This window comes from Enterobacter sp. ECC-175, assembly GCF_043968675.1.
GTDB lineage: Bacteria > Pseudomonadota > Gammaproteobacteria > Enterobacterales > Enterobacteriaceae > Enterobacter.
The window spans coordinates 3,144,358-3,167,788 of record NZ_CP143776.1 but is presented as its reverse complement, the minus strand read 5'-3'; the positions used below and the strand labels follow the sequence as shown (position 1 = coordinate 3,167,788).

Sequence of the window (23,431 nt, the reverse complement as noted above, 5' to 3'; positions counted from 1 at the left end):
AAAGGATATAGAGATATGCTTCCAGTTAGCGGCAGCGCGACAGCGCCCGTTCGTTCTTTAGTTGTTGAAACGCCGATGATTTCAGCTTCGCAGGTCGCGGAAGTTAGCGTGGGCTCAACCTCGGAACTGAATACGGTGTTATTAAAACAGCTCATGTCCGCCTTAACCTCGACGGACAGTAATAATCAGCTTGAGGATGTGAGAAACGTGCTGAAGCAGCACGGTCTGGACGACGGCGATGCGGATTTACTCAAAAGCAAGGTGGGCACCGCGCTGGCAGACATAGAGGCGGCAAATAACAAGGTCGGCACGTTAGCCAGGGATGACAAGGCCACCGTGGCAAAGGTGATCTCCGCCCAGTACGAGCAGGTTGATAAAACGGCCGCTGCCCTGGGGACGGTTAAAGATGAGTTAGCGCAGAACCGCATTAAGGCCAGGCGTTCTGAGAACCAGCTCAACGCAACGATACAAACCTCGCTCCACGAAATTGCCGAAGCTGAAGAGGCCGCGAAAGCCAGGACGGGCGATAACGAGATTTCGGTTCATACCAGCTACAGCAAGCTCTGGGCGGTGATGGCCGAAGCCATTAAAAATATCAGAACCAACTACGTCGATTTCTATGCCGGTCTGATGCAGAAATATACGGAGATGTATGAGGCCTACAACGAATATGTGCAGAAAGCCAGCGCCGATGCGGTAAAGGCCGGTGAGGATGGTAATAACGTCGACTTTAATAACAACACGATGAAGGGGGGATACGATAAATTTGATAATGCCGTTAAGGGCATGGATCTCGGCAGCGTCGACAACTGGGATAAAATGACCGATGCGCAAAAGGCCAGCATGACGGCCACGCTTGAGCCAGCCTTTAAGGTTGACCAGAGCACCGGAAAAATAAGCTTCAATCTCGATCAATATAACGGCCGTCCTTATTATCCAAGCGATGGCGGCGGAAAAGTTTCTACCTCCAGCTACCAGGCATGGCTGGCGTCCTTTAACGCCGTTGGTACCGGGCTGCAAAGTAATATGCAGTCGTTCGCCCAGCGATATACGCAGGCCAACAGCACCTTCGATAACCTGAATAAAGTGCTGAGCGGCGCCATTAGCTCAATGGCCGACAGCGCTAAAGACGTGCTTAAAGCACTGGGGTGAGTTAACAGGTGAACAGCCATGCCAGTGAATACTGACTATTCTAACGCGACTCTTGCATGCTTGCCGGGGCAGGGGGTTGGTGAAACCGCATCTGCATATTATGCCCGCATGGGCGGGCTTAAATTTAGCGCGGCAATCAGCACCGAAACGCTCGCATGGTCTGATAACGAAGACACAAAGAGAGAGGATGTGCGCGTACTTAGCTATTGCACCGGTGCGAAATTGCCGCCAACAGATCGCGTATCCCATAACGTGGTGATGTTTCCGCAGCAGCGTTTACCCGCGCAGTTATTTTCGGCGCATGTCCAGCCGGAACAAACGTGGCGCGAATCAATCGCGCCCCCGGAAGTACATCATTATAAAGCCCCGGAATGCAGCTCAAAACCTAAATCATTTTTTCAGCGTTTCTGGCAGGGGCTGCTCCAATGCCTTTTACCCTGCGTCAAGTTTCAAAAATAACTCACTGGGAGAATAACTGAATGCGCGGAATTACCCGAAGTTTCTCACAAATAGAATTAATACGCCCAAACGCGCAAAGCAACGGGGTGGCAAAAAACGCCATGCAGCAGCACGAGCTGCTTGCGAAGCTCAAGCACGTTAATAATTCGGCGCGCGAGAGTTTTATTACTCAACCTCATGACGAAACGCTTGCTCGCGACGCCCTGCGCTCTGAAATTCAATTAGGCGTGCCGGATAAACTGCACAATGCCAGCCTGACCTATAACGGGACGCGGGCAAGGGATCTTATCGGATTCATCTCTGAACAGGTGAATGAGCACGGCACGCCGGCGGATAAAGCAAAGCTCGAGAGCATCAGCAACAAGCTGGCGAATCTGGCCGGGCGCGAGAAGGATGAGAAGAAAATCGCCGGTCAGCTTGACGATCTGGTGTCCAAATTTGCCCGTGGCGCGGGTGAAAAGTTCATTAATAACTTTATGGAAACGTACTGTTATCCGGCATGGCTCAAGTATCACGAAAGCCAGGGCATTGACGTTAAGGATAAAGAGACGTTTAACGAACAGCTGCATGCCTGCAGCACCGTGTTGAACAGGCGTCTGGACGTGATGAGCGAGTCGGGTAAGCCCTGGGAATTGCTGACTCAGAATATGAGCATGCTGATAGACGAATGCGCGGCCGTCTCAAAGGCGCTGATCAGGCATGACTTCGACGCACCGCCCGCTGACGCTGAGCCCGAAAAGCCTGCGCCAGCGCCTGAACCGGTAAAAGCGACGCCGGATGGCCGCAGATACGATATTTACGGTGGAGCAGACAAGGGCGGCGTGACGCTTCACATCAATAACTCTAACTCGAACCGCAACGGTGACATTTCCAATGCCCCGGTGTACCCGGGCGGCCAATCTGCGCCCGTCGATCCGCACACCAGAAGGCTTGAAATCGTTGGGGAGCTAGACATTAGCTCAAAGGAAAAGGCTGAGCTGGCTTCGCTCATTCTCCGCTCGCAGTATGGTTCTCGCGTAATTGATCATATCGAAAGCGTCAGGGTGGATAATCAGGATAGCGTGACCGAACCGCCTCCGGTCATTCCTCCTTTCGCTCAGCAGAGCGAGGCTCCGCCCGTCGATGATAGCGTAAACACGCGCCCTGACGACGTTGACTCCCAAAGGACGCGCGCGCGCGAGCAGGATCCGGATGCGCGGATCCCAGACCCGGCCAGGGACCTTTCAACCCGTCGGCAGGAAGCACCGCCGCGAGTGGAAGAGCCCCGTACTCGCTCGCAGGATGAGCAGCCGTCGCCAGCGGCCACGCGCAGCGTAGCAACGCAAACGCCAGCAACCCGTTCTGCTGGAGAAAATAAAACGACCCAGATTTACACCACCGAGCGCACGCTGGACCCGTGGAACCGCCGTGAACCGAAGGTGCATCACTTCGCGCCGATGAATAAGCCGTTGGAAGCGTTCCCCACCCTGAGGCCGGTGAATGGTCCACGCCCGGCAGCATCGCCGACGGCCGGACAACCTGTGACGCCGCCGCCCGTGGACGAGCCCATGATATCGACCAGTGACGTACTGCGCGACGGAGCGACCGTTCGCCAGGCGGTAAGGGTCACGTCTTCATACCTGCCTGAGCCCAGCGTTGCCGAACGTGTCACCCTGAGCGACGTAGGCCAGGAGGATCCGTCAGCCTCCGCGTCCGTGGACGAAGCGGATGGCCGCGTGCAGACTGCCGCGTCGGGCATTGCGTCGCCGCGGGCGAATGCCGCAAATCCATTTAGCATCGCTGAGCGAATTAAATATTTCGAAGAGGCGCAGAAGGCCGGGGCGCAGCCCGCATCTGCCAGAGTGTCCCGACCGACCAGCAGCACCGCGCCGGGGCAGGTGTTCTCCACGGTAAGAACGCGCAGCCAGTGGAATTTTGCCGTCCCTGAACCCAAATCCTTCGTTCCAAGAAATACCGAGGCGCCGGCTTCCGGCAGCGTGACGAACGCTAACCCGGCTGGAGAGCGCGACGATGAGTGATGTCGTAGTGGATAACCATGCAGAATCGCTGGTTGCTAACCTTATTTACCAGGTGAACGGCGTGCTGCCGAAGGATATTTCATTACACCATAGCCTTGTAAATGACCTGCTTATGGATTCGATTGAGCTGATCGACCTGCTGATGCGTCTTGAGGAAATTGGCGTCGCTATTCATGAGTCTGAAATAACGAGCGAGCTGACGGTGGGGGATATTGTCACTCACGTGGCGTCACTTCACTGATTCTATTTTCACCGTCGCCATTTTCTCTGGATGGCGACATTTTTCATAAACTAAAGGTATATTTATGGCGTCCATGACAATTAACTCAGGCTCTGAGCCGAGAAAAATAGATCATAGCGTTTTACATTCCGTGACGACCGCCGTTGGCGATGGCCTGAGAACGATTAAGCAAGGCTTTCTTTCCTGTCTGGAATGTGTTGCAAACTCGCTGGAAACGATGGGCAGGTACGTTCAGTCCGGTCTGCGGCACGTTGCCTCGGCGCTAGGCTCGCTTTTGCCGAATAAGAGTAAGGCTGCGGGTAACCCGAAGCTGAATACTATCCAACCGGCTACGGCGGAAGCGCTACGCCTGGCCATGACGCAACGCATGGACAACAATCCGGATTATATGGCCGGTATGTTCAGGGAAAGCCTCGAGCAGGATAAAATTCGGACGATCAACGCCGCGTTAAAGCAGCCGGAAAAGATGACCGAGGCTATCCAGCGCGGTGACGTTTCGGGCACGAACGCCTCGGCCTGCATCAAGCGCTGGCTGGGGGAAACGATCGGTGAAAATAAGCTCACGGCGGCAGAAATTGAGAGTATTAACGCTCTTAAATACAATTCGCAGGCCGTAAAAGACCTGATCTCCGAACGAATGGGCACAGATGCGCAGCGTTACGATATCTTCTGTTCATTACTTTCCGTTCCTCAGCGATATAAAGAGATCTGCGAGACAAAAGGGGTGGACACAACGTCTCCTTATAATCTCACCGTACTGACGAATGCGGGACTGCCGCTGCAGATTTTTTCGCCTGAAGCCTATATGCGCGCTCCAGCGAAATGCAACGACGCTTTGTTTGTTCTGATGGAGCATTGTTCCAGATAGTCTTTAATTAATAACGCAAGGCGCCACTGAGGGCGCCTTTCTATAATTCAGCAATTTAAAACGGACGGACAGGTGCGAATTATTTCAAATGATAACTATTTTATCGGGGGGCTGAAGGCTATCGCGGAAGAGATGTCGGCTGTGAATACCCGCCATCTGGTCATTTTTGATACCGGGCTGCGCTCGGCGTATATTTTTGATTCTGGGGAATTGCGAAGAAACAGAATATTCGATCCCTACAGCGCGTTGCTGCACTGCCGCAGTTTTTATTTTAACCGCGATGTGCCCCTGGAGACATATGCCTATTACCTGGCTGGTCATCGGGTCAATGCTCTGGGGAGATCGCGATTAACCGAGAGAGAAGAGTGGGCGATTAGGGTGATGTGCGGAGAATCTGACGCCGATGACATGGCCGAGCTGCTGTGTTTCAACCGAAAAACGTATAGCTCGCATAAGGTAAAAGCGCTTCGTAAGCTCGGCATCCGTAATGCACTTACGCTGAATTCGCTGCTGCGGGTGTGGAAGAATAACTGGCCCGCCCTTTGCCCAAAAACCCAGCGGGAAGGGGACTTTTCCCGCTACAGTGTTGTGAACGCAACGTCTCAAGTATCTAACGCATAAAAAAATCCACGCACCGGCGTGGATTTAATATTTTGGCTGCTTTATGAGGCGCTGAAGATCCTCATAAACGCTGTTTAGACGTTGAACAGGAAGTTCATCACGTCGCCATCTTTCACGACGTAGTCCTTACCTTCAGCGCGCATCTTGCCCGCTTCTTTCGCACCTTGCTCACCTTTGTAGGTGATGAAGTCCTCAAACGCGATAGTTTGCGCGCGGATGAAGCCTTTCTCGAAGTCAGTGTGGATTTTACCCGCCGCCTGCGGAGCGGTCGCGCCGACAGGGATCGTCCACGCGCGCACTTCCTTCACGCCTGCGGTGAAGTAGGTTTGAAGGTTAAGCAGCTCGTAGCCTGCGCGGATCACGCGGTTCAGCCCCGGCTCTTCCAGACCCATTTCGGCCATAAATTCTTCACGGTCGGCGTCGTCCAGCTCGGCGATGTCTGCTTCAACGGCAGCGCACACGGCAACCACAACGGAACCTTCCGCCGCCGCGATTTCACGGACTTTATCCAGGTATGGGTTGTTTTCAAAGCCGTCTTCGTTGACGTTGGCAATGTACATGGTTGGCTTCAGGGTCAGGAAGCTCAGGTATTTGATCGCCGCTTTGTCTTCGTCAGTCAGGGTTTTCAGCGCGCGCAGCATGCCCGCGTTTTCCAGCTGCGGCAGGCATTTTTCCAGCGCGGCCAGCTCGGCTTTCGCGTCTTTGTCACCGCCTTTGGCGCGTTTCTGCACGCGATGGATCGCGCGCTCGCAGGTGTCCAGGTCAGACAGCGCCAGCTCGGTGTTGATGACGTCGATATCGTCAGCCGGGTCCACTTTGTTGTTTACGTGGATGATGTTGTCGTTTTCGAAGCAGCGCACCACGTGGCCGATCGCTTCGGTTTCACGGATGTTGGTCAGGAACTGGTTGCCCAGGCCTTCGCCTTTGGATGCGCCTTTTACCAGCCCCGCGATGTCTACGAACTCCATGGTGGTCGGCAGAATGCGCTGCGGCTTGACGATTTCGGCGAGCTGGTCCAGGCGCGGATCGGGCATTGGGACAACGCCGGTGTTTGGCTCAATGGTACAGAACGGGAAGTTTGCCGCTTCGATACCCGCCTTCGTGAGCGCGTTAAACAGGGTGGATTTGCCGACGTTAGGCAGACCAACGATACCGCATTTGAATCCCATTTTTAAATCACCTTAATGTCTTGATAATCAATCCGTTAATTCAAACCGATTGATGAAAAGTAAATAACTACGCCTATTATACACGTAACCCGCACGGCGCGCGGTAAAAAAGCCTTCGCGCGCGGATTATTGCGCTTTAAAGGCGTGCAGGCGGTTTGTCGCTTTGGTTAAGCCATCCTGGAGCCAAATTTCGGTGCAACGTGCCGCTTCGTCTACCGCTTCGTCAATTAATTTCTGCTCAGAAACCGGCGGCTTACCGAGGACAAAACCGACAACTTTGTTTTTATCGCCCGGATGGCCAATTCCAAGGCGCAAACGGTGGAAATTCGGGTTATTCCCCAGCTTGCTGATAATGTCTTTCAATCCGTTATGGCCGCCGTGCCCGCCGCCAAGCTTGAATTTCGCCACGCCGGGGGGGAGATCCAGCTCATCGTGCGCCACCAGAATTTCGTCCGGATTAATGCGGTAAAACGTCGCCATGGCGGCTACGGCCTTGCCGCTCAGATTCATAAAGGTGGTGGGAACCAGAAGGCGGACGTCCGCACCCGCAAGATTGACGCGGGAGGTGTAGCCGAAGAATTTGGGTTCTTCACGCAGAGGGGCGCGCAGCCGTTCGGCGAGCAGATCAACATACCATGCTCCGGCATTATGGCGGGTTGCGGCATATTCTGCGCCCGGGTTGGCAAGGCCGACAATCAGTTTAATCGTCACGTTTCAGTTCCTAAGGGGTTCCAGATTTGGCGCGTAGTTTACTGTCTGTCGCGCCGCTTGACAAAATTCCGCGCCATAAACCACAAGAGATGAATAATGACTGATTTGAACCATTAGAATTTCATGTTGTTCAGGCGGTTATTTGTAAACTTTTGTCTGGGCGCGTTACGTAATTGTGATCGTTGACGCAACTCATAAAAGCAGCGTTGTCTATACTTTACACACAAGGAATAGGGGCTTTACCCCTTACAACCCAGAAGTTCCGGAGGTGACATATGAAACGCAAAAACGCTTCGATACTCGGTAACGTGCTGATGGGGTTGGGACTGTTCGTAATGGTCGGCGGCGTGGGTTACTCCATCTTAAACCAGCTACCGCAGCTTGACCTCCCACAATACTTCGCCCATGGCGCGGTGCTGAGCATCTTCCTCGGTGCCGTATTGTGGCTTGCTGGGGCGCGCGTAAGCGGTCACGAGCAGGTCAGCGACAGATACTGGTGGGTGCGTCACTACGATAAACGCTGTCGCCGCGACCAGCATAAGCATAGCTAACAGAACGGATTAAAGAATATGTGAACGACTCCTTTCGGAGTCGTTTTTTTATGGTTTACAGATCGGCGAGCGCCGCTTCGCGGTTTGGATAAAAGGCCAGGCGGCCCGGAATGGGCTGCACGCCCGCGCGCGCCATCGTGCGCAGCGGCTGGAACTCCAGGTTACTGACCCGCAGCTCGCAGCCTTCCGGCAGGCGTGCAACGAAGCGCTGGAAGGCGTCCAGCCCGCCTGCGTCGAGCACCGGAACGGCATCCCACTTCAGCACCACAACGCGTTTACCCGCGATGCGGGACTCCAGGTCGCTAAACAAGCCTTCTGCCGCCGCAAAGAACAGCGGCCCAATCACGCGCAGCACCAGCACGTCTTCCGGCACGTCGACGTTTACCGGTGAGAGACGCGTCATCTGTGCAATCCGGCGCATAAACAGCAGGGACGCCAGCACAATGCCCACGCTGATGGCGATAACCATATCGAACAGCACGGTCAGCGACATGCAGATGAGCATGACGATAATGTCGTCTTTCGGCGCGCGGCGCAGCAGGTGGACAACCTTATGCGCTTCGCTCATGTTCCACGCCACCATCAGCAGCAGCGCCGCCATGGCGGACAGCGGCAGCCAGGAGAGCAGGGGCGCGAGGATCAGCAGGGCGAGGATCACCAGCACGGAGTGGATCACCGCCGAGACCGGGGAGGTTGCCCCCGCGCGCACGTTGGCCGCGGAGCGGGCGATGGCCGCCGTCGCGGTTATGCCCCCGAAGAACGGCGCCACGATGTTGCCAAGCCCCTGGCCCACCAGCTCGCTGTTGGCCTTGTGCTTGGTGCCGGTCATGCCGTCCAGCACTACCGCGCAGAGCAGCGATTCAATCGCGCCCAGCATCGCCATCGAGAACGCCGCCGGCAGCAGCGCGCGCAGCGAGTCCCAGCTTAAGGTGAAGGTAGAGCCGGGCATATCCCACGGCAGCACCAGCTGCGGCAGCAGCTGCGGAATACCGCTGCCCTGCGAGCCGTCGGCCAGCACGTAGTGAAACTGCGAGCCGATGGTTGCCACGTGCCCGCCGAGCAGGTTGACGATAGCCATCACCCCACAGCCCAGCAGCAGCGCAGGTAAGTGCCCCGGTAGACGAATGCCTAAGCGCGGCCAGACGATCAGCGTGCCCAGGGTGACAACCCCGATCGCCGCATCGCCCAGGTTGGCGGTAGGCAGCGCCATAAACAGCGCGCCGACCTTTTGCAGATAATGCTCGGGGACGTGCGCCATATGCAGGCCGAGGAAATCTTTTATTTGCATCGTCCCAATGGTGATGCCGATCCCGGAGGTGAACCCCAGCGTCACGGAAAGGGGTATATACTCAATCAGCCGGCCAAAGCGGGCCAGCCCGAAGAGAATTAAAAAGACGCCGGACATCAGGGTGGCAACCAGCAGCCCCGCCAGACCAAACTGCTGCGATACCGGATAGAGGATCACCACGAAGGCGGCGGTCGGGCCGGAGACGCTAAAGCGCGAACCGCCCGTTAGCGCAATCACGATCCCGGCAACGGCCGAGGTGTACAGCCCGTACTGTGGGGCCACGCCGCTGCCGATGGCGAGGGCCATCGCGAGCGGGATCGCGATGATCCCAACGGTGATACCGGCGATCAGGTCGCGAATAAAGCGCGACGAGGTGTATTTCTCTTTCCAGCAGGCGTCGATGAGGGCGCGGAAGGGGAGAACTTGTGAGGAAGTTGCGTTTTTCACAATAATCTTTCATCCATGTGCGCATCATCTGTCATGTGAATGGCAGGTGAAGGAGGCATTAGTCATACAAATAAAAACTATAAACAAAAAAACCCGCCGCAGCGGGTTTTTTGGCCGTGTTCGATCAGTGTTCGAACATTGCAGAGATAGATTCTTCGTTGCTGATACGACGAATCGCTTCGGCCAACATCCCGGACAGGGTCAAAGTGCGCACGTTTGGCAGCGCTTTGATTTCGTCACTCAGCGGGATGGTATCGCACACGACCACTTCATCGATAACAGAGTTGCGGAGATTATTCACCGCATTACCGGAGAAGATTGGGTGAGTTGCGTAAGCAAACACGCGCTTGGCACCACGTTCTTTCAGCGCTTCAGCCGCTTTACACAGCGTACCGCCGGTGTCGATCATGTCGTCAACCAGCACGCAGTCGCGGCCTGCAACGTCACCGATGATGTGCATCACCTGAGAAACGTTAGCGCGCGGACGACGTTTGTCGATGATCGCCATGTCGGTATCGTTCAGCAGCTTGGCAATCGCACGCGCACGCACCACGCCGCCGATGTCCGGAGAAACCACAATTGGGTTGTCCAGGTTCAGCTGCAGCATGTCTTCCAGCAGGATTGGGCTGCCGAATACGTTATCAACCGGAACGTCGAAGAAGCCCTGGATCTGCTCTGCGTGCAGGTCAACGGTCAGAACGCGGTCAACGCCCACGCTGGAGAGGAAGTCAGCAACTACTTTTGCGGTGATAGGTACACGCGCGGAACGGACGCGACGGTCCTGGCGGGCATAGCCGAAGTAAGGAATAACAGCAGTGATACGGCCTGCGGAAGCACGACGCAGGGCATCGACCATAACAACCAATTCCATCAGGTTGTCGTTGGTTGGAGCACAGGTGGACTGGATGATGAAAATATCACCACCGCGTACATTTTCGTTAATTTGTACGCTGACTTCGCCGTCGCTAAAGCGACCTACAGCGGCGTCGCCGAGGGAAGTGTACAGGCGGTTGGCAATACGTTGTGCTAGTTCCGGGGTGGCGTTACCAGCAAAAAGCTTCATATCAGGCACGAGAAGAACCTCAGGCATGCGTCCAGTGGTGGATAGCGTTCGCCGCAAACTGTGCGGGCCAGGCGAATAGCTATCCAGGCGGTGTATTAAAGAGCGCGATGCAACGTCTGGAACAGGGTGACGTTGTCACCGAAACTCAGTCTGCGCCAGAATGGCCTGCTGTAGGGGGGAGGTGTTCATCCCGCGTGCTACAAAACCATGCAGCCAAACCGGCGCTTGCTCAAGCACCTGACGAGCGGCGGACTCGGTGTCAAATTCAGCAAAGACACAAGCCCCTGTGCCAGTCAGGCGCGACGGCGCGTATTCTAACAGCCAGGAAAGCACCGCATCAACCTCGCGAAAACGTTTTCTTGCGATAACCTCGCAATCGTTGCTGAATTCACAATTTAATAACGTGTCTATTGACCGCACGGGGGTATTACGCGGGAGGTCGGGATCGTTGAAGATAGCCGGAGTAGGAATACTAACGCCGGGGTGAGCGACCAGATACCATTTCTCGGGCGGTTCCACCGGCGAGAGAATTTCGCCCACGCCTTCGGCAAACGCCGCATGGCCCCGCACGAAGACCGGAACGTCCGCACCGAGAGTCAGGCCCAGCGCCGCCAGTTCGTCCGTCGACAGCCCGCAGCCCCAGAGATGGTTCAGGGCAACCAGCACGGTCGCCGCATTGGAAGACCCGCCGCCCAGGCCGCCGCCCATCGGCAGGCGCTTTGCAACTTCAATATCCGCACCGCTTCCCGCAGGCAGGCGACCGGCGTCGTCTGCCGCTTTCATCAGCAGACGCGCGGCGCGCACGATCAGGTTGTCCTCATGCTCAACGCCGTCGACCGGCGTGAGCAGACGAATCTGCCCGTCCTGGCGCAGCCCGATGGAGATCGTGTCGCCATAGTCAATAAACTGAAACAGGGTTTGTAGGGTGTGATAGCCGTCGGCTCGCCGCCCGGTGATGTATAAAAACAGGTTCAGCTTTGCTGGAGAAGGCCACTGGGTCATCATTTAACGATCCAGTTGTCCATTTTCAGCTTGATGCGCTGGGTGCCCTGGGTCAGTTCCATGTTGGACGGCAGGGCCGGTTTGCTCTTGCTGTCATAGGCGCCGTAAACCACCTTCCAGGTTTTGCCGTTTTGCGCGTAGTTGACCTGGCTCAGGCGGTACTGGTCGTCGAGCGTATAATCCGTCGCGTCGCCCGGCAGGCCGAGGATCCACTGGCGCAGGCTGTTAAGCGGAATAGGCATCCCGGTCAGCTTGCCGATCATCTCTTCGGCATCGGTCGCGGTGTAGTGCTGGCCTTTATTGTCGGTGATCTGCGCTTCGCCCGGTTTGGCAATCAGCTCAAGCTCGGTGCTGCCCAGCGGATTCAGCAGCAGCAGGCGATAGTTGTCCTGCCCCGTCTGCTGCCAGAAGAATCGGGCATACACTTTTTGTTCATCAGACAGATAGGCAAACGCGCCGCGCGTCTGATACTGGCTCAAATTGCGCACGTCCTGCTGGTGCTGACGCCACTGAGGGGAGTCAGGGCTTTTACCCGGGCCTTTCGGCGGGGTGATGGAACACGCGGTCAGGACGAGAGCCGCCAGAGGCAGCAGGCGAATCATTCGGGTCATAATGATGACAAATCCTTGAGATACGTTGCAGTTATAACTGTTAATGCTAGCGCCCCGTTGTTGCAGCGTCTACGTTCAAATTATCTCAAAGCGTTGTCCGGGCCGTAAATAATTTGAGCTACATGACGGAGATAGCGATTACTCCGAAAGGATGCAGTCTCTTTTATTGATCTCGCGCATCCTGTATGATGCCTTCGCTAACCTTATTAACGCTGGTACTACTCCCGCACACATGACCTTATTAGCACTCGGCATTAACCACAAAACAGCCCCGGTTTCTCTGCGAGAACGCGTTACGTTTTCGCCGGATACGCTCGACCTGGCGCTGGACAGCCTGCTTGCACAGCCGATGGTGCAGGGCGGGGTGGTGCTCTCGACGTGCAACCGTACCGAGCTTTATCTCAGCGTGGAAGAGCAGGATGACCTCCACGAAGCGCTGATCCGCTGGCTCTGCGACTACCACAACCTCAACGAAGAAGAGCTGCGCAACAGCCTGTACTGGCATCAGGACAACGATGCGGTCAGCCATTTGATGCGCGTGGCCAGCGGTCTGGATTCGCTGGTGCTGGGCGAGCCGCAAATTCTCGGCCAGGTCAAAAAGGCCTTTGCGGATTCGCAAAAGGGGCACCTGAAGGCCAGCGAGCTGGAGCGTATGTTCCAGAAGTCCTTCTCTGTGGCAAAGCGAGTGCGAACCGAAACCGACATTGGCGCCAGTGCCGTTTCCGTTGCCTTCGCAGCCTGTACGCTTGCGCGTCAGATCTTCGAATCCCTCTCGACGGTGACCGTTCTGCTGGTTGGCGCGGGTGAAACCATCGAACTGGTGGCGCGCCACCTGCGCGAGCATAAAGTCAAAAAAATGATTATTGCCAACCGTACCCGCGAGCGCGCGCAGGTTTTGGCGGACGAAGTGGGCGCAGAGGTTGTGGCGTTAAGCGATATCGATGAACGGCTTAAAGAGGCGGACATCATTATTAGCTCGACCGCCAGCCCGCTGCCGATTATCGGAAAAGGCATGGTGGAACGCGCGCTGAAATCGCGCCGCAACCAGCCGATGCTGCTGGTGGATATCGCCGTTCCGCGCGACGTCGAGCCGGAAGTCGGCAAGCTGGCTAACGCCTATCTCTACAGCGTGGACGACCTGCAAAGCATCATTTCGCACAACCTTGCGCAGCGTAAAGCGGCGGCGGTGCAGGCGGAAACGATCGTCGAGCAGGAAACCAGCGAGTTTATGGCCTGGCTGCGCGCGCAAAGCGTCAGCGAGACCATCCGTGAATATCGCGGACAGGCGGAGCAGGTGCGTGATGACCTGACCGCTAAAGCGCTAGCGGCTCTTGAACAGGGCGGCGACGCGCAGGCAATCATGCAGGATCTGGCGTGGAAACTGACCAACCGCCTGATCCATGCACCAACCAAATCTCTTCAGCAGGCAGCCCGAGACGGGGATGATGAACGCCTGACTATTCTGCGCAACAGCCTCGGGCTGGAATAGCGCCCCCTACCCATTTTCTATTACAAGGTGCATTTACGCCTATGAAGCCTTCTATCGTCGCCAAACTGGAAGCTCTGCACGAGCGCCATGAGGAAGTCCAGGCGCTGCTCGGCGATGCCGGGACCATTGCAGACCAGGAACGTTTTCGCGCGCTTTCGCGCGAGTACGCGCAGTTAAGTGATGTTTCTAAATGCTTTACCGACTGGCGACAGGTTCAGGAAGATATTGAAACCGCGCAGATGATGCTCGACGACCCGGAAATGCGCGAGATGGCGCAGGAAGAGCTCCAGGACGCGAAGGCGCGTTCCGAAGAGATGGAGCAGCAGCTCCAGGTACTCCTGCTGCCGAAAGATCCAGACGATGAACGCAACGCGTTTGTGGAGGTTCGCGCCGGGACCGGCGGTGACGAAGCGGCGCTGTTTGCGGGCGATCTGTTCCGCATGTACAGCCGCTACGCCGAATCCCGCCGCTGGCGCGTGGAGATCATGAGCGCCAACGAAGGCGAGCACGGCGGCTACAAAGAGGTGATTGCCAAGATCAGCGGCGACGGCGTATACGGCCGCCTCAAGTTTGAATCCGGCGGCCACCGCGTGCAGCGCGTGCCTGCCACCGAATCCCAGGGGCGTATCCACACCTCGGCCTGTACGGTTGCGGTGATGCCCGAGCTGCCGGAAGCGGAACTGCCGGATATCAACCCGGCGGACCTGCGCATCGACACCTTCCGCTCCTCCGGGGCGGGTGGTCAGCACGTTAACACCACCGACTCCGCCATCCGTATTACCCACCTGCCAACCGGCATCGTGGTGGAGTGCCAGGACGAACGTTCCCAGCACAAAAACAAGGCCAAGGCGCTTTCCGTGCTGGGGGCGCGTATCCACGCGGCCGAAATGGCGAAACGTCAGCAGGCGGAAGCCTCAACGCGCCGCAACCTGCTTGGCAGCGGCGATCGCAGCGATCGTAACCGCACCTATAACTTCCCGCAGGGGCGCGTAACCGACCACCGCATCAACCTGACGCTCTATCGTCTGGACGAAGCGATGGAAGGCAAGCTCGATATGCTGATTGAGCCTATCGTACAAGAATACCAGGCCGACCAGCTCGCGGCGCTGTCCGAGCAGGAATAATGGATTTTCAGCACTGGCTCCGCCACGCCGTCAGCGAACTGACCGAAAGCGAAAGCCCCAAGCGTGACGCCGAGATTTTGCTGGAACACGTGACGGGTAAAGCCCGCACGTATCTGCTGGCCTTCGGCGAGACGGCGCTTGGCCCTGAACAGGAAGCCCAGCTTGAGGCGTTGCTTGCCCGGCGCAAAAACGGCGAGCCGGTGGCGCATCTGGTGGGCGAGCGGGAGTTCTGGTCGCTGCCGCTGTACGTGTCGGCGGCAACCCTGATCCCGCGGCCGGACACCGAATGTCTGGTGGAGCAGGCGCTGGCGCGTTTGCCCGCTGTGGCTTGCGACATTCTCGATCTTGGCACCGGTACCGGGGCGATTGCGCTGGCGCTGGCCAGCGAGCGTCCGGACTGCGCCGTCACGGCGGTGGACGTCATGCCCGACGCCGTGGCGCTGGCGCAGCGCAACGTGGAGCGTTTGGGGCTGAACAACGTCACGGTGCTGCAAAGCAGCTGGTTTAGCGCGCTTGAAAACCGCGCGTTCGCAACCATCGTTAGCAATCCGCCGTACATCGATGAGCGCGATCCGCATCTGGCGCAGGGCGACGTGCGCTTCGAGCCGCTCACCGCGCTGGTGGCCGGTAACGAGGGGCTGGCGGATATTGAACACATTGTGACCATGTCACGACAGCATCTGCTGCCCGGCGGCTGGCTGCTGGTGGAGCACGGCTGGACGCAGGGGGAGGCCGTGCGTTCGCTCTTCTCGCGTGCAGGCTATTGCTCGGTGGAAACCTGCCGCGACTACGGCGGCAACGAGCGCCTGACGCTGGGGCAATGGGCGTGAGCCTGTTTCACGCGCTCCTCGGCGTTCACCTGGCGGCCGTTGCGCTGACCGTAAGCTTTTTCGTCTTGCGCTACTGGTGGCGTTACAGCGGTAGTCCGCGCATTGACGCCCGCTGGGTACGCATTGCGCCGCACTGTATTGATACGGTGCTGTTTCTTTCCGGCGCCGGATTAATGTGGAAGACGGGCTATCTGCCATTTACTGATAAAGGCGCATGGCTGACTGAAAAGCTGTTTGGCGTTATCATCTACATCGTTTTGGGTTTTATCGCGCTTGGGCGTCGTCGTCCGCGCAGCCAGCAGACGGGTTTTATCGCTTTTCTGCTGGGTCTGGTGGTGCTGTACATCATCATTAAACTCGCCACCACAAGAATACCGTTACTGGGGTAAGTCATGAGGTCCTTAGCCGATTTCGAATTTAATAAAGTGCCGCTCTGCGATGGCATGATTCTGATTTCTGAGATGATCCGCGACGATTTCACGTCGCAGTACGTGTACGAGGAACTGGAAAGTCTGGTCAGCCTTGCGCGCGAAGAGATTAATCAGGCTCGGCCGCAGGACTGGCAGTTAGAGAAGTTGATTGAGCTTTTCTACGGCGAATGGGGTTTCTGCGACACGCGTGGCGTGTATCGCCTGTCTGACGCGTTATGGCTGGACCAGGTCTTAAAAAATCGTCAGGGCAGCGCCGTGGCGCTGGGCGCTATTCTGCTGTGGGTTGCACATCGCCTGGATATTCCGCTGGTGCCGGTTATCTTCCCGACGCAGATGATTCTGCGCGCCGAGTGGCTGGACGGCGAAATGTGGTTAATCAATCCGTTTAACGGCGACACGCTGGATGAGCATACGCTGGACGTGTGGCTGAAAGGCAATATCAGTCCTGTTGCCGAGCTGTTCAACGAAGATCTCGATGAGGCCGATAACGCGGAAGTGATCCGCAAGCTGCTGGATACGCTGAAGTCGGCGCTGATGGAGGAGCGGCAGATGGAGCTTGCGCTGCGCGCCAGCGAAGTGCTGCTGCAGTTTAATCCTGAAGATCCGTATGAAATACGCGACCGCGGGCTTATCTACGCTCAGCTTGACTGCGAGCACGTCGCGCTGAACGATTTGAGCTATTTCGTTGAGCAGTGCCCGGAAGATCCGATTAGCGAAATGATCCGCGCGCAGATCAACGCTATCTCGCACAAACAAATTACACTGCATTAATCTAAATTCCGATTCACACCTGAATAAGGCGATCCTATGAAACAAAAAGTGGTTAGCATTGGTGACATCAAGGTAGCAAACGACCTGCCGTTCGTGCTGTTTGGCGGTATGAACGTGCTGGAGTCCCGCGATCTCGCCATGCGTATCTGCGAGCACTACGTGACCGTGACCCAGAAGCTGGGCATTCCGTACGTGTTTAAAGCCTCTTTTGACAAAGCCAACCGTTCCTCCATCAACTCCTACCGCGGCCCGGGCCTCGAAGAGGGGATGAAAATTTTCCAGGAACTGAAGCAGACGTTTGGCGTGAAAGTGATCACCGACGTGCACGAAGCGTCCCAGGCGCAGCCCGTCGCCGACGTGGTTGACGTGATCCAGCTGCCCGCGTTCCTGGCGCGCCAGACCGACCTCGTTGCCGCGATGGCGAAAACCGGCGCCGTGATCAACGTGAAAAAACCACAGTTTGTAAGCCCAGGGCAGATGGGTAACATCGTCGATAAGTTCATTGAAGGCGGTAACGACCAGGTGATCCTGTGCGATCGCGGTGCAAACTTCGGTTACGACAACCTGGTTGTCGACATGCTGGGCTTCAGCGTGATGAAAAACGTTTCTAACCAGTCTCCGGTCATTTTCGACGTCACCCACGCCCTGCAGTGCCGCGACCCGTTTGGCGCCGCGTCCGGCGGTCGTCGTGCGCAGGTAACCGAGCTGGCGCGCGCCGGTATGGCAACTGGCCTGGCGGGGCTGTTCATTGAGGCTCACCCGGACCCGGACAACGCGAAGTGCGACGGCCCGTCCGCGCTGCCGCTGGCCAAGCTGGAGCCGTTCCTGAAGCAGATCAAAGCCATTGACGACCTGGTGAAAAGCTTCGAAGAGCTGGATACCAGCAACTGATCCGCGCTCGCTATCAGCGCATTTAGCGAAACCCGCCTCGGCGGGTTTTTTTATATCCGAAATAATTGTTCAGTTTCAATATTGTTACTTACCGTGACAATAAGGGTTTAATCCTGTCAGGCAAATATCGCGCCGAAAAACCGTATTAGTATCGCTAATAATCCACCGTCAATTATCACGATTAGACAAGATGAAAAATTTTCAACTCATTCAGGCGCGCGGTAATTTACCAAAGTTAAGCGAATAGTATCTGGCATGACAAATATAACAGGTGAATATTCTGCCATAAGAGGTGAATCATCATTTGCATGAAAATGGCTCAATCGGCATGTTAAATTTTTGTGATTGACTTGTTTTTGACGATAGATATACATTCAAAACGTCCTAATTAAGGCGTGTTATTTTTAAGAGGATACAGAATATATTCTTAGAAAGCCTTATGGGTGGGCATAAAAATTAAGAAAGTAATATTTTTGGTCACGTCTAACGTTACATAACTGCGGTTAAACGTAATTTCACTTTAGCGTCTGTGATAATCAGACATCTGATATGAACTGGGAGAAATGATGACTTCGGTGGAACAATTAACGCCATACATGCGGGCATATTCAGAAGAATTTGCTGATGATGGCAAGATTAATTGGCTTCCATATATCATGTACTTTCATCCGTATAATTATCGGTCGCCCGTCATTAATACGGATAGCCGGGGGTTCAGGTACAGTTACGCCCGCGGAGAACGTTATTCCGTCGGGGATTGCAGCCAGCTTAGCCGCTGTCGGGTTATCGCGGGAAGCTCAACGGTATTTGGCATTGGCGCCAGTGCCGATAGCAATACGCTGGCATCGCGGCTGACTGAAAATGAGGCTTCCGGCGCGCCGTGGATGAATTTCGGCGGGCGAAGCTTTAACTCCACTCAGGAGATGATCCTGTTTTCGCTTAACCGCCACCTGCTGCCAGAGGTTGACGAAGTCGTACTGATGTCCGGCTTTAACGATCTGGGCCTGGCGCGCTTGCCCGCGCGGCTGAGGCAAGATCATGGCGCGTTTTTCATGGGAAACATCTACCAGAACGCCATGGAGAGCGCAGGCGCGTCTCGCTTTTCCCGCTGGCTTAGCCGTAAGGACGAAAAAGCGCAGGATGATGTGCCCACGCTCGAGGCGCAAATAGCGTACGCCGTCAGCCTGACCCGAAGGAATTTAGCAAACTGGGCGGCGCTGTGTGCGGATATGAAGGCTCCCTTAACGTTTGTACTCCAGCCTCTGGCTAATTGGGTGCGCAGCCGCGGCTCTAAAGAAGAACAATTGCTCTTCGAGGAGCGTGAAAAGCAGGGCGGCTTTGCCCAACAGTATGGCGATATTCTGACGCAGGCAGCCTACAAAACGTATCGCGACAGGCTCGCTGCGGCGTGTCATGAACTGGGTATTACTTTTATTGACCTGACGCCCGCTATTCAGTCCGTCATTACCGATGATTTTTGGCTGTTTGTCGATCGTATTCATTTTACCGATGAGGGGCATGATTTCGTTGCCCGCATACTGCTTGAACAACTTGCAAAAAGAGAGGGGGAACCATGAAGAAACTTATCCGCGCAATCAAATCGTTGTTCCAGCGCCGAAAGAAAAATAAAAAGAAAAAAGACGATCCATCTATTTACCCCATGTTTTAGGAACTGAATGTTCCTCGTTGCAAAGGGTTTTTGCCGTTAATTGACAGGAAAATAAGACGTTATGTGGCGCGATGTATTTGCTTATTCTAAGCGTCCAGAAATTTATCTGGATGCGGATAATATTTGCAGTTTATTTCCTGAACTCGGTCAGCCGGTCGAGAGTATTTCAACGCAGTTGTCCTCTCTTTCCGGGGCAATACATCAATCCGGCTTACGCTGGAAACAATTTCTTGCGCAGGCCGAACCTGGCACGGCTGTCCAGAATATCATTCTTCAACAGACGGCCCCTTTGGCTGCCTGTATGGGCGCGGCGCTTCATGGGATGAGCGCACCGGGCGTTTTTGAGGACGCGGCGCATCTTCATCTTCTGACATTGCTTGCTGATGACGTTGGGGTAGGTCATGCCGAAAATGGGCGATTTGACCGGTTCTGCGCCCTGGCGCGCGTCCACGGGGCTTATGACGTTGCCACCGCCGGTCGGGAATTACGCGATAACCGCGATATCCGCGATATTTGCTTTCGGTTTCCCGCCACGCTCTACGCAATGAGCAGGCGCAGCGATGCCTTCGATTATGAGCTGATTGGATTTGATTATGCCTGGCGAACCGCCGGTCTTCTGCCCGTCTGGCAGTCGCTCGACGCGGCCGATCCTGCGCTGGCAAGCCTCAACATGGGGCGAGGGCAGGGAGCCGCCTTTTCTGACGGGGAAAACCTTTTGCCGTATAGCCAGGCCCTGATCGATGGCCTGGGCGCTCAGCCAGCTGCGCAAAAGCGGTGTGCCTTCGGCATTGCGCTTTTCGAGGCGCTAATGAAGGAGCTGGACGAGGCCGTGCTGACGATCGTGCGCTCGCAGTGCAACCCGCGCCTGGCGATGGCGATCCTCATTCAGGAGCGCGCCCGCGAAGCTCAGGTTTATCATGAAGGATTCAGCCTTGAGGGGCGCCCCCTTAGCCGATGGTTTGCAGAAGCCCGCGATAATCCACTGCCCCTGGTGGATGCGATTGGGCGTAGCCGCCTGGTTCGCCCCGGTATGCCGGAGCGCAGCGCCCTGGTCAACGGACTGGTGTCGGACAATGGGCCGATGTTCCGCATCTTCAGCAAGAAAGATATTTTGACGATCCGCCGCTGGATCCTCAGTCTCGCCGATGCCCCCGCTGCCGATGAAGCGCCGTTACCGGCCGAAGCGCGCGTTGCGTCTGCCTATCGAGAGGTCCGGGCGGGCGATTGCTCGCTTGGCGTCCGGCCCGGCGACATCCGTAGCGCGTTTTATCTGCTGCAGGGCAGAGCGCTCACTCCCGGGGTGCGCGAGTTTGCCAGAAGGTACTGCTCCTTTTGGCTGGAAAAATCACAAGATTCCGTCGACAAAAGCGCCCGCGCTTTCCCGCCGGCGTGGTCTCCGGGCGTGCTTCGGGAATGGCTGCTGGCCTCGCACGATGCGCATGCCCAGCGCTTTAGCGCCTCGCAGGATGCTGAAATGCCCACCCGGGAGGCGGTGATTGCGCAGACGCTACAGCTGGCGCCGCTCACCCTGATTGATGGCGCATGGCTTCAGGGCTTTACCGATATCACGCTTGCCTCCACCCGCACGGGAAGTCGGCTATTTGAGACGTACTGGGACGAGCTGGGGAACGGCCAATGGCGGCTGAATCATCCCAAGATTTACCGTGATGTTCTGGCCGCCATGTCGATAACCCTGCCGGCAACCGGCTCGCTGGCGTTTGCGCAGGATCCACGCTTCGACGATGCGGCGTTTCAGCTGCCGGTTTACTGGCTGTGCCTCGGTAAATTCCCGCTGACGTACCGCCCGGAAATTTTAGGCATGAATCTGGCGATGGAGCTGTCGGGCGTCGGCGGTACTTACCGAAATGCCCACCGTTTCCTCAAGCACCATGGCCTGCCGACCACCTTTGTCGATTTGCACAACACGATAGATAACGTCTCTACCGGACACGCAGCCTGGGCCGCTGAGGCCATCGACGCCTGGATGCACCATACGCGGGATCTGCTGCCGGTAACAGAATCCTGGGCGCGCATACGGCGAGGGTATGAATCCCTCGCGCCGGAAGTTGATGCCCCGGAACGGCTGAACTTCTTTTCTTCCCGAGCGCCAGGGCCGGACGCTACGGCCAATCTTTCCCCCTTATTACATCGCCAATTGCATTCTTTCGAGGTGGCAGAGTGAGACAGTACCATTTAGGCATTTCGGCCTACTATCATGACAGCGCGGCAGCCCTGATATCAGAAGGGAAAATTATTGCCGCCGCGCAGCAGGAGAGATTTAGCAGGAAACGACACGACAGCGGATTCCCTGCGGATGCCATCCGCTACTGTCTGGATGAGGCGGGCATTACGCTTGAGGACCTGACGTCGCTGAGCTTTTACGATGCGCCCAACCTCAAGTTCAGGCGTTTAATCTCTTCCTTTGCCAGCGCGGGGCCAGGCGGTCTTGCCGTTTTTCAGCAGGTATTCCCGCAGTGGATCCGCTGGAAGGCCAGGCCACAAAAGCGGCTCCTGTCTGCGTTACGGGAAATCAACCGCGGGCAGCCAAAAGGAGAGATCATCTTCGGGACGCACCACCGCTCCCATGCGGCCTCCGCATTTTATCCCTCCCCGTATGACAGCGCTGCCGTTCTCTGCATTGACGGGGTGGGCGAGTGGCAGACCACCAGCATCTGGCATGGAAAGAACAACGACCTCACGTTGAAAAACGCCATTTCCTACCCGCATTCGCTCGGCCTGCTGTATTCCGCGTTTACCGATTTTTGCGGCTTCAAGGTGGATTCCGGCGAGTACAAGCTGATGGGGCTTGCGCCGTATGGTGAACCCCGCTATGCGCAAAAAATACTCGATGAGCTTATTACGCTGCGTGAAGACGGCTCTTTCTCCCTCAACATGAAATATTTTGCCTTTTTGCAGGGGCGGAACATGGTGGGCGAAAAATTTGAGGCGTTGTTTGGGCGTCCAAAGCGCCAGCCGGAGAGCGAGATTACCCAGGATGATTGCGATTTTGCCGCCTCCATTCAGAAGGTTGCCGAGGAGGTGGTCCTGGGACTGGCGCGCGCCGCGAAGAAAATGACGGGGGAATCACGGCTGTGTATTGCCGGCGGCGTCGCCCTGAACTGCGTGGCGAACGGCTGCCTCTCTCGGGCGGGGATCTTCGATGAGATTTGGATCCAGCCTGCGGCAGGCGATGCGGGATGTGCCCTGGGCGTTGCGCTCGAACAGGATGCGAAACACCAGCAAAAACGCATGATCCCCGCGTCCGGGCATCGGGATGCGATGCAGGGAGCGTATCTTGGTCCGGCATTCAGCGACGACGAAGTGGTGCGCTATCTGGATGCGCAGGGGGCACCCTATCAGCGGTTATCAGAAGAGCAGATGCTGAACACGACGGCCGAAGCCCTGGCGTCCGGAAAGGTGGTTGGCTGGTTCCAGGGAAGAATGGAGTTTGGGCCAAGGGCGTTAGGTGCGCGCTCTATTTTGGGCGACCCTCGCAATGTCGAAATGCAAAAGACCATGAATCTGAAGATCAAATTCCGCGAGTCCTTCCGGCCCTTTGCCCCTATGGTGCTGGCCGAGCGTGCGGCGGAGTTCTTCGATGTTCGTCAGGATAGCCCTTATATGCTCGTGGTTTCTGACGTGCGCGAACGGTGGCTTAAGCCTGTTTCAAGCCGTCATCTTGGCTCGATCAATGACGTCCGCTCGACGATGCCTGCCATCACGCATGTCGATAACTCCGCGCGCGTGCAAACCGTCCATCCGGAAATCAACCCGCTCCTGGCGCAGCTTTTACAGCGATTTGATGACATGACGGGATACCCCGTGCTGGTCAATACCTCTTTCAACGTCAGAGGTGAGCCAATTGTCTGCACGCCGGCCGAAGCCTACCTGTGCTTTATGCGAACAAATATCGACCTTCTGGTGTTGGGCAACTGTATCTTGCGTAAGGACGATCAGCCCGCCCTGGAGAATGACACCGACTGGCGTACGGAAATCGCGCTTGATTAAGTTAAGAGGCAAGCAAC

22 protein-coding genes are annotated in these 23,431 nt (G+C 56.3%); 16 read left to right on the top strand and 6 right to left on the bottom strand.

Annotated features, from left to right (window positions below; all coding sequences use genetic code 11):
* Positions 1–15 precede the first annotated feature (15 nt).
* The 6 genes from V1599_RS15065 to V1599_RS15040 all read left to right on the top strand — a co-directional run bounded on the left by V1599_RS15065 (position 16) and on the right by V1599_RS15040 (position 5,359).
* The gene (locus V1599_RS15065; protein ID WP_297120587.1) at positions 16–1,152 is read left to right on the top strand and encodes an IpaD/SipD/SspD family type III secretion system needle tip protein; all 1,137 of its coding nucleotides are present in this window, start codon (positions 16–18) and stop codon (positions 1,150–1,152) included.
* An 18-nt stretch (positions 1,153–1,170) separates the two neighbouring features.
* A complete protein-coding gene (locus V1599_RS15060) occupies positions 1,171–1,611 on the top strand; it encodes a hypothetical protein (protein WP_297120591.1) in 441 nt (146 codons plus the stop codon).
* A gap of 86 nt (positions 1,612–1,697) precedes the next feature.
* A complete protein-coding gene (locus V1599_RS15055) occupies positions 1,698–3,629 on the top strand; it encodes a hypothetical protein (protein ID WP_395300341.1) in 1,932 nt (643 codons plus the stop codon).
* Positions 3,622–3,870, top strand: a complete 249-nt coding sequence (locus V1599_RS15050) for an acyl carrier protein (protein ID WP_297120596.1) — start codon at positions 3,622–3,624, stop codon at positions 3,868–3,870. The genes V1599_RS15055 and V1599_RS15050 overlap by 8 nt, the downstream gene beginning before the upstream one ends.
* 64 nt (positions 3,871–3,934) lie before the next feature.
* Positions 3,935–4,738: a hypothetical protein gene (locus tag V1599_RS15045; protein WP_297120599.1), complete on the top strand. Its 804-nt coding sequence runs from the start codon at positions 3,935–3,937 to the stop codon at positions 4,736–4,738.
* 72 nt (positions 4,739–4,810) lie between these two features.
* Complete coding sequence (locus tag V1599_RS15040; protein ID WP_112011596.1) at positions 4,811–5,359, top strand: response regulator transcription factor; 549 nt, start codon at positions 4,811–4,813, stop codon at positions 5,357–5,359.
* Positions 5,360–5,433: 74 nt separating this feature from the next.
* On the opposite strand, the gene ychF is transcribed toward V1599_RS15040, so the two are convergent.
* Both ychF and pth read right to left on the bottom strand, forming a co-directional pair.
* Positions 5,434–6,528, bottom strand: a complete 1,095-nt coding sequence (gene ychF, locus V1599_RS15035) for a redox-regulated ATPase YchF (protein WP_112011602.1) — start codon at positions 6,526–6,528, stop codon at positions 5,434–5,436.
* 126 nt (positions 6,529–6,654) lie between these two features.
* The gene (gene pth, locus V1599_RS15030; protein ID WP_112011603.1) at positions 6,655–7,239 is read right to left on the bottom strand and encodes an aminoacyl-tRNA hydrolase; all 585 of its coding nucleotides are present in this window, start codon (positions 7,237–7,239) and stop codon (positions 6,655–6,657) included.
* Positions 7,240–7,514: 275 nt separating this feature from the next.
* Here pth and ychH point away from each other — a divergent pair, with 275 nt between their 5' ends.
* The gene (gene ychH, locus V1599_RS15025; RefSeq protein WP_112011604.1) at positions 7,515–7,790 is read left to right on the top strand and encodes a stress-induced protein YchH; all 276 of its coding nucleotides are present in this window, start codon (positions 7,515–7,517) and stop codon (positions 7,788–7,790) included.
* Between the two features lie 55 nt (positions 7,791–7,845).
* Here ychH and dauA read toward each other — a convergent pair whose 3' ends face one another.
* From dauA to lolB, 4 genes are all read right to left on the bottom strand, one after another.
* Positions 7,846–9,525 (bottom strand): C4-dicarboxylic acid transporter DauA, encoded by a 1,680-nt coding sequence (gene dauA, locus V1599_RS15020; RefSeq protein ID WP_112011605.1) that lies wholly within the window; start codon positions 9,523–9,525, stop codon positions 7,846–7,848.
* A 124-nt stretch (positions 9,526–9,649) separates the two neighbouring features.
* Positions 9,650–10,597 (bottom strand): ribose-phosphate diphosphokinase, encoded by a 948-nt coding sequence (gene prs / locus V1599_RS15015; protein WP_003856663.1) that lies wholly within the window; start codon positions 10,595–10,597, stop codon positions 9,650–9,652.
* A 126-nt stretch (positions 10,598–10,723) separates the two neighbouring features.
* Positions 10,724–11,593 (bottom strand): 4-(cytidine 5'-diphospho)-2-C-methyl-D-erythritol kinase, encoded by an 870-nt coding sequence (gene ispE, locus V1599_RS15010; RefSeq protein ID WP_112011606.1) that lies wholly within the window; start codon positions 11,591–11,593, stop codon positions 10,724–10,726.
* The gene (gene lolB, locus V1599_RS15005) at positions 11,590–12,201 is read right to left on the bottom strand and encodes a lipoprotein insertase outer membrane protein LolB (RefSeq protein WP_297120619.1); all 612 of its coding nucleotides are present in this window, start codon (positions 12,199–12,201) and stop codon (positions 11,590–11,592) included. The genes ispE and lolB overlap by 4 nt, the downstream gene beginning before the upstream one ends.
* Positions 12,202–12,433: 232 nt before the next feature.
* On the opposite strand from lolB, the gene hemA reads away from it, so the two are divergent.
* From hemA to V1599_RS14960, 9 genes are all read left to right on the top strand, one after another.
* The gene (gene hemA, locus V1599_RS15000; RefSeq protein ID WP_112011608.1) at positions 12,434–13,690 is read left to right on the top strand and encodes a glutamyl-tRNA reductase; all 1,257 of its coding nucleotides are present in this window, start codon (positions 12,434–12,436) and stop codon (positions 13,688–13,690) included.
* Between the two features lie 41 nt (positions 13,691–13,731).
* A complete protein-coding gene (prfA, locus tag V1599_RS14995; RefSeq protein WP_112011609.1) occupies positions 13,732–14,814 on the top strand; it encodes a peptide chain release factor 1 in 1,083 nt (360 codons plus the stop codon).
* Entirely contained in the window at positions 14,814–15,644 is an 831-nt protein-coding gene (prmC, locus tag V1599_RS14990) for a peptide chain release factor N(5)-glutamine methyltransferase (protein WP_112011610.1), read from the top strand. The genes prfA and prmC overlap by 1 nt, the downstream gene beginning before the upstream one ends.
* The gene (gene sirB2 / locus V1599_RS14985) at positions 15,641–16,033 is read left to right on the top strand and encodes an invasion regulator SirB2 (protein WP_112011723.1); all 393 of its coding nucleotides are present in this window, start codon (positions 15,641–15,643) and stop codon (positions 16,031–16,033) included. The genes prmC and sirB2 overlap by 4 nt, the downstream gene beginning before the upstream one ends.
* A 3-nt stretch (positions 16,034–16,036) precedes the next feature.
* The gene (gene sirB1 / locus V1599_RS14980; protein WP_112011611.1) at positions 16,037–16,846 is read left to right on the top strand and encodes an invasion regulator SirB1; all 810 of its coding nucleotides are present in this window, start codon (positions 16,037–16,039) and stop codon (positions 16,844–16,846) included.
* A 36-nt stretch (positions 16,847–16,882) separates the two neighbouring features.
* A complete protein-coding gene (gene kdsA, locus V1599_RS14975) occupies positions 16,883–17,737 on the top strand; it encodes a 3-deoxy-8-phosphooctulonate synthase (RefSeq protein WP_112011612.1) in 855 nt (284 codons plus the stop codon).
* Positions 17,738–18,393: 656 nt separating this feature from the next.
* Positions 18,394–19,314: a GDSL-type esterase/lipase family protein gene (locus V1599_RS14970; protein WP_220092927.1), complete on the top strand. Its 921-nt coding sequence runs from the start codon at positions 18,394–18,396 to the stop codon at positions 19,312–19,314.
* Between the two features lie 381 nt (positions 19,315–19,695).
* Positions 19,696–21,588, top strand: coding sequence for an iron-containing redox enzyme family protein (locus V1599_RS14965; protein WP_181573236.1), 1,893 nt, complete (start codon positions 19,696–19,698; stop codon positions 21,586–21,588).
* On the top strand, positions 21,585–23,414 hold the full coding sequence (locus V1599_RS14960) for a carbamoyltransferase (RefSeq protein WP_395300340.1): 1,830 nt from the start codon (positions 21,585–21,587) through the stop codon (positions 23,412–23,414). The genes V1599_RS14965 and V1599_RS14960 overlap by 4 nt, the downstream gene beginning before the upstream one ends.
* Positions 23,415–23,431: the final 17 nt, after the last annotated feature.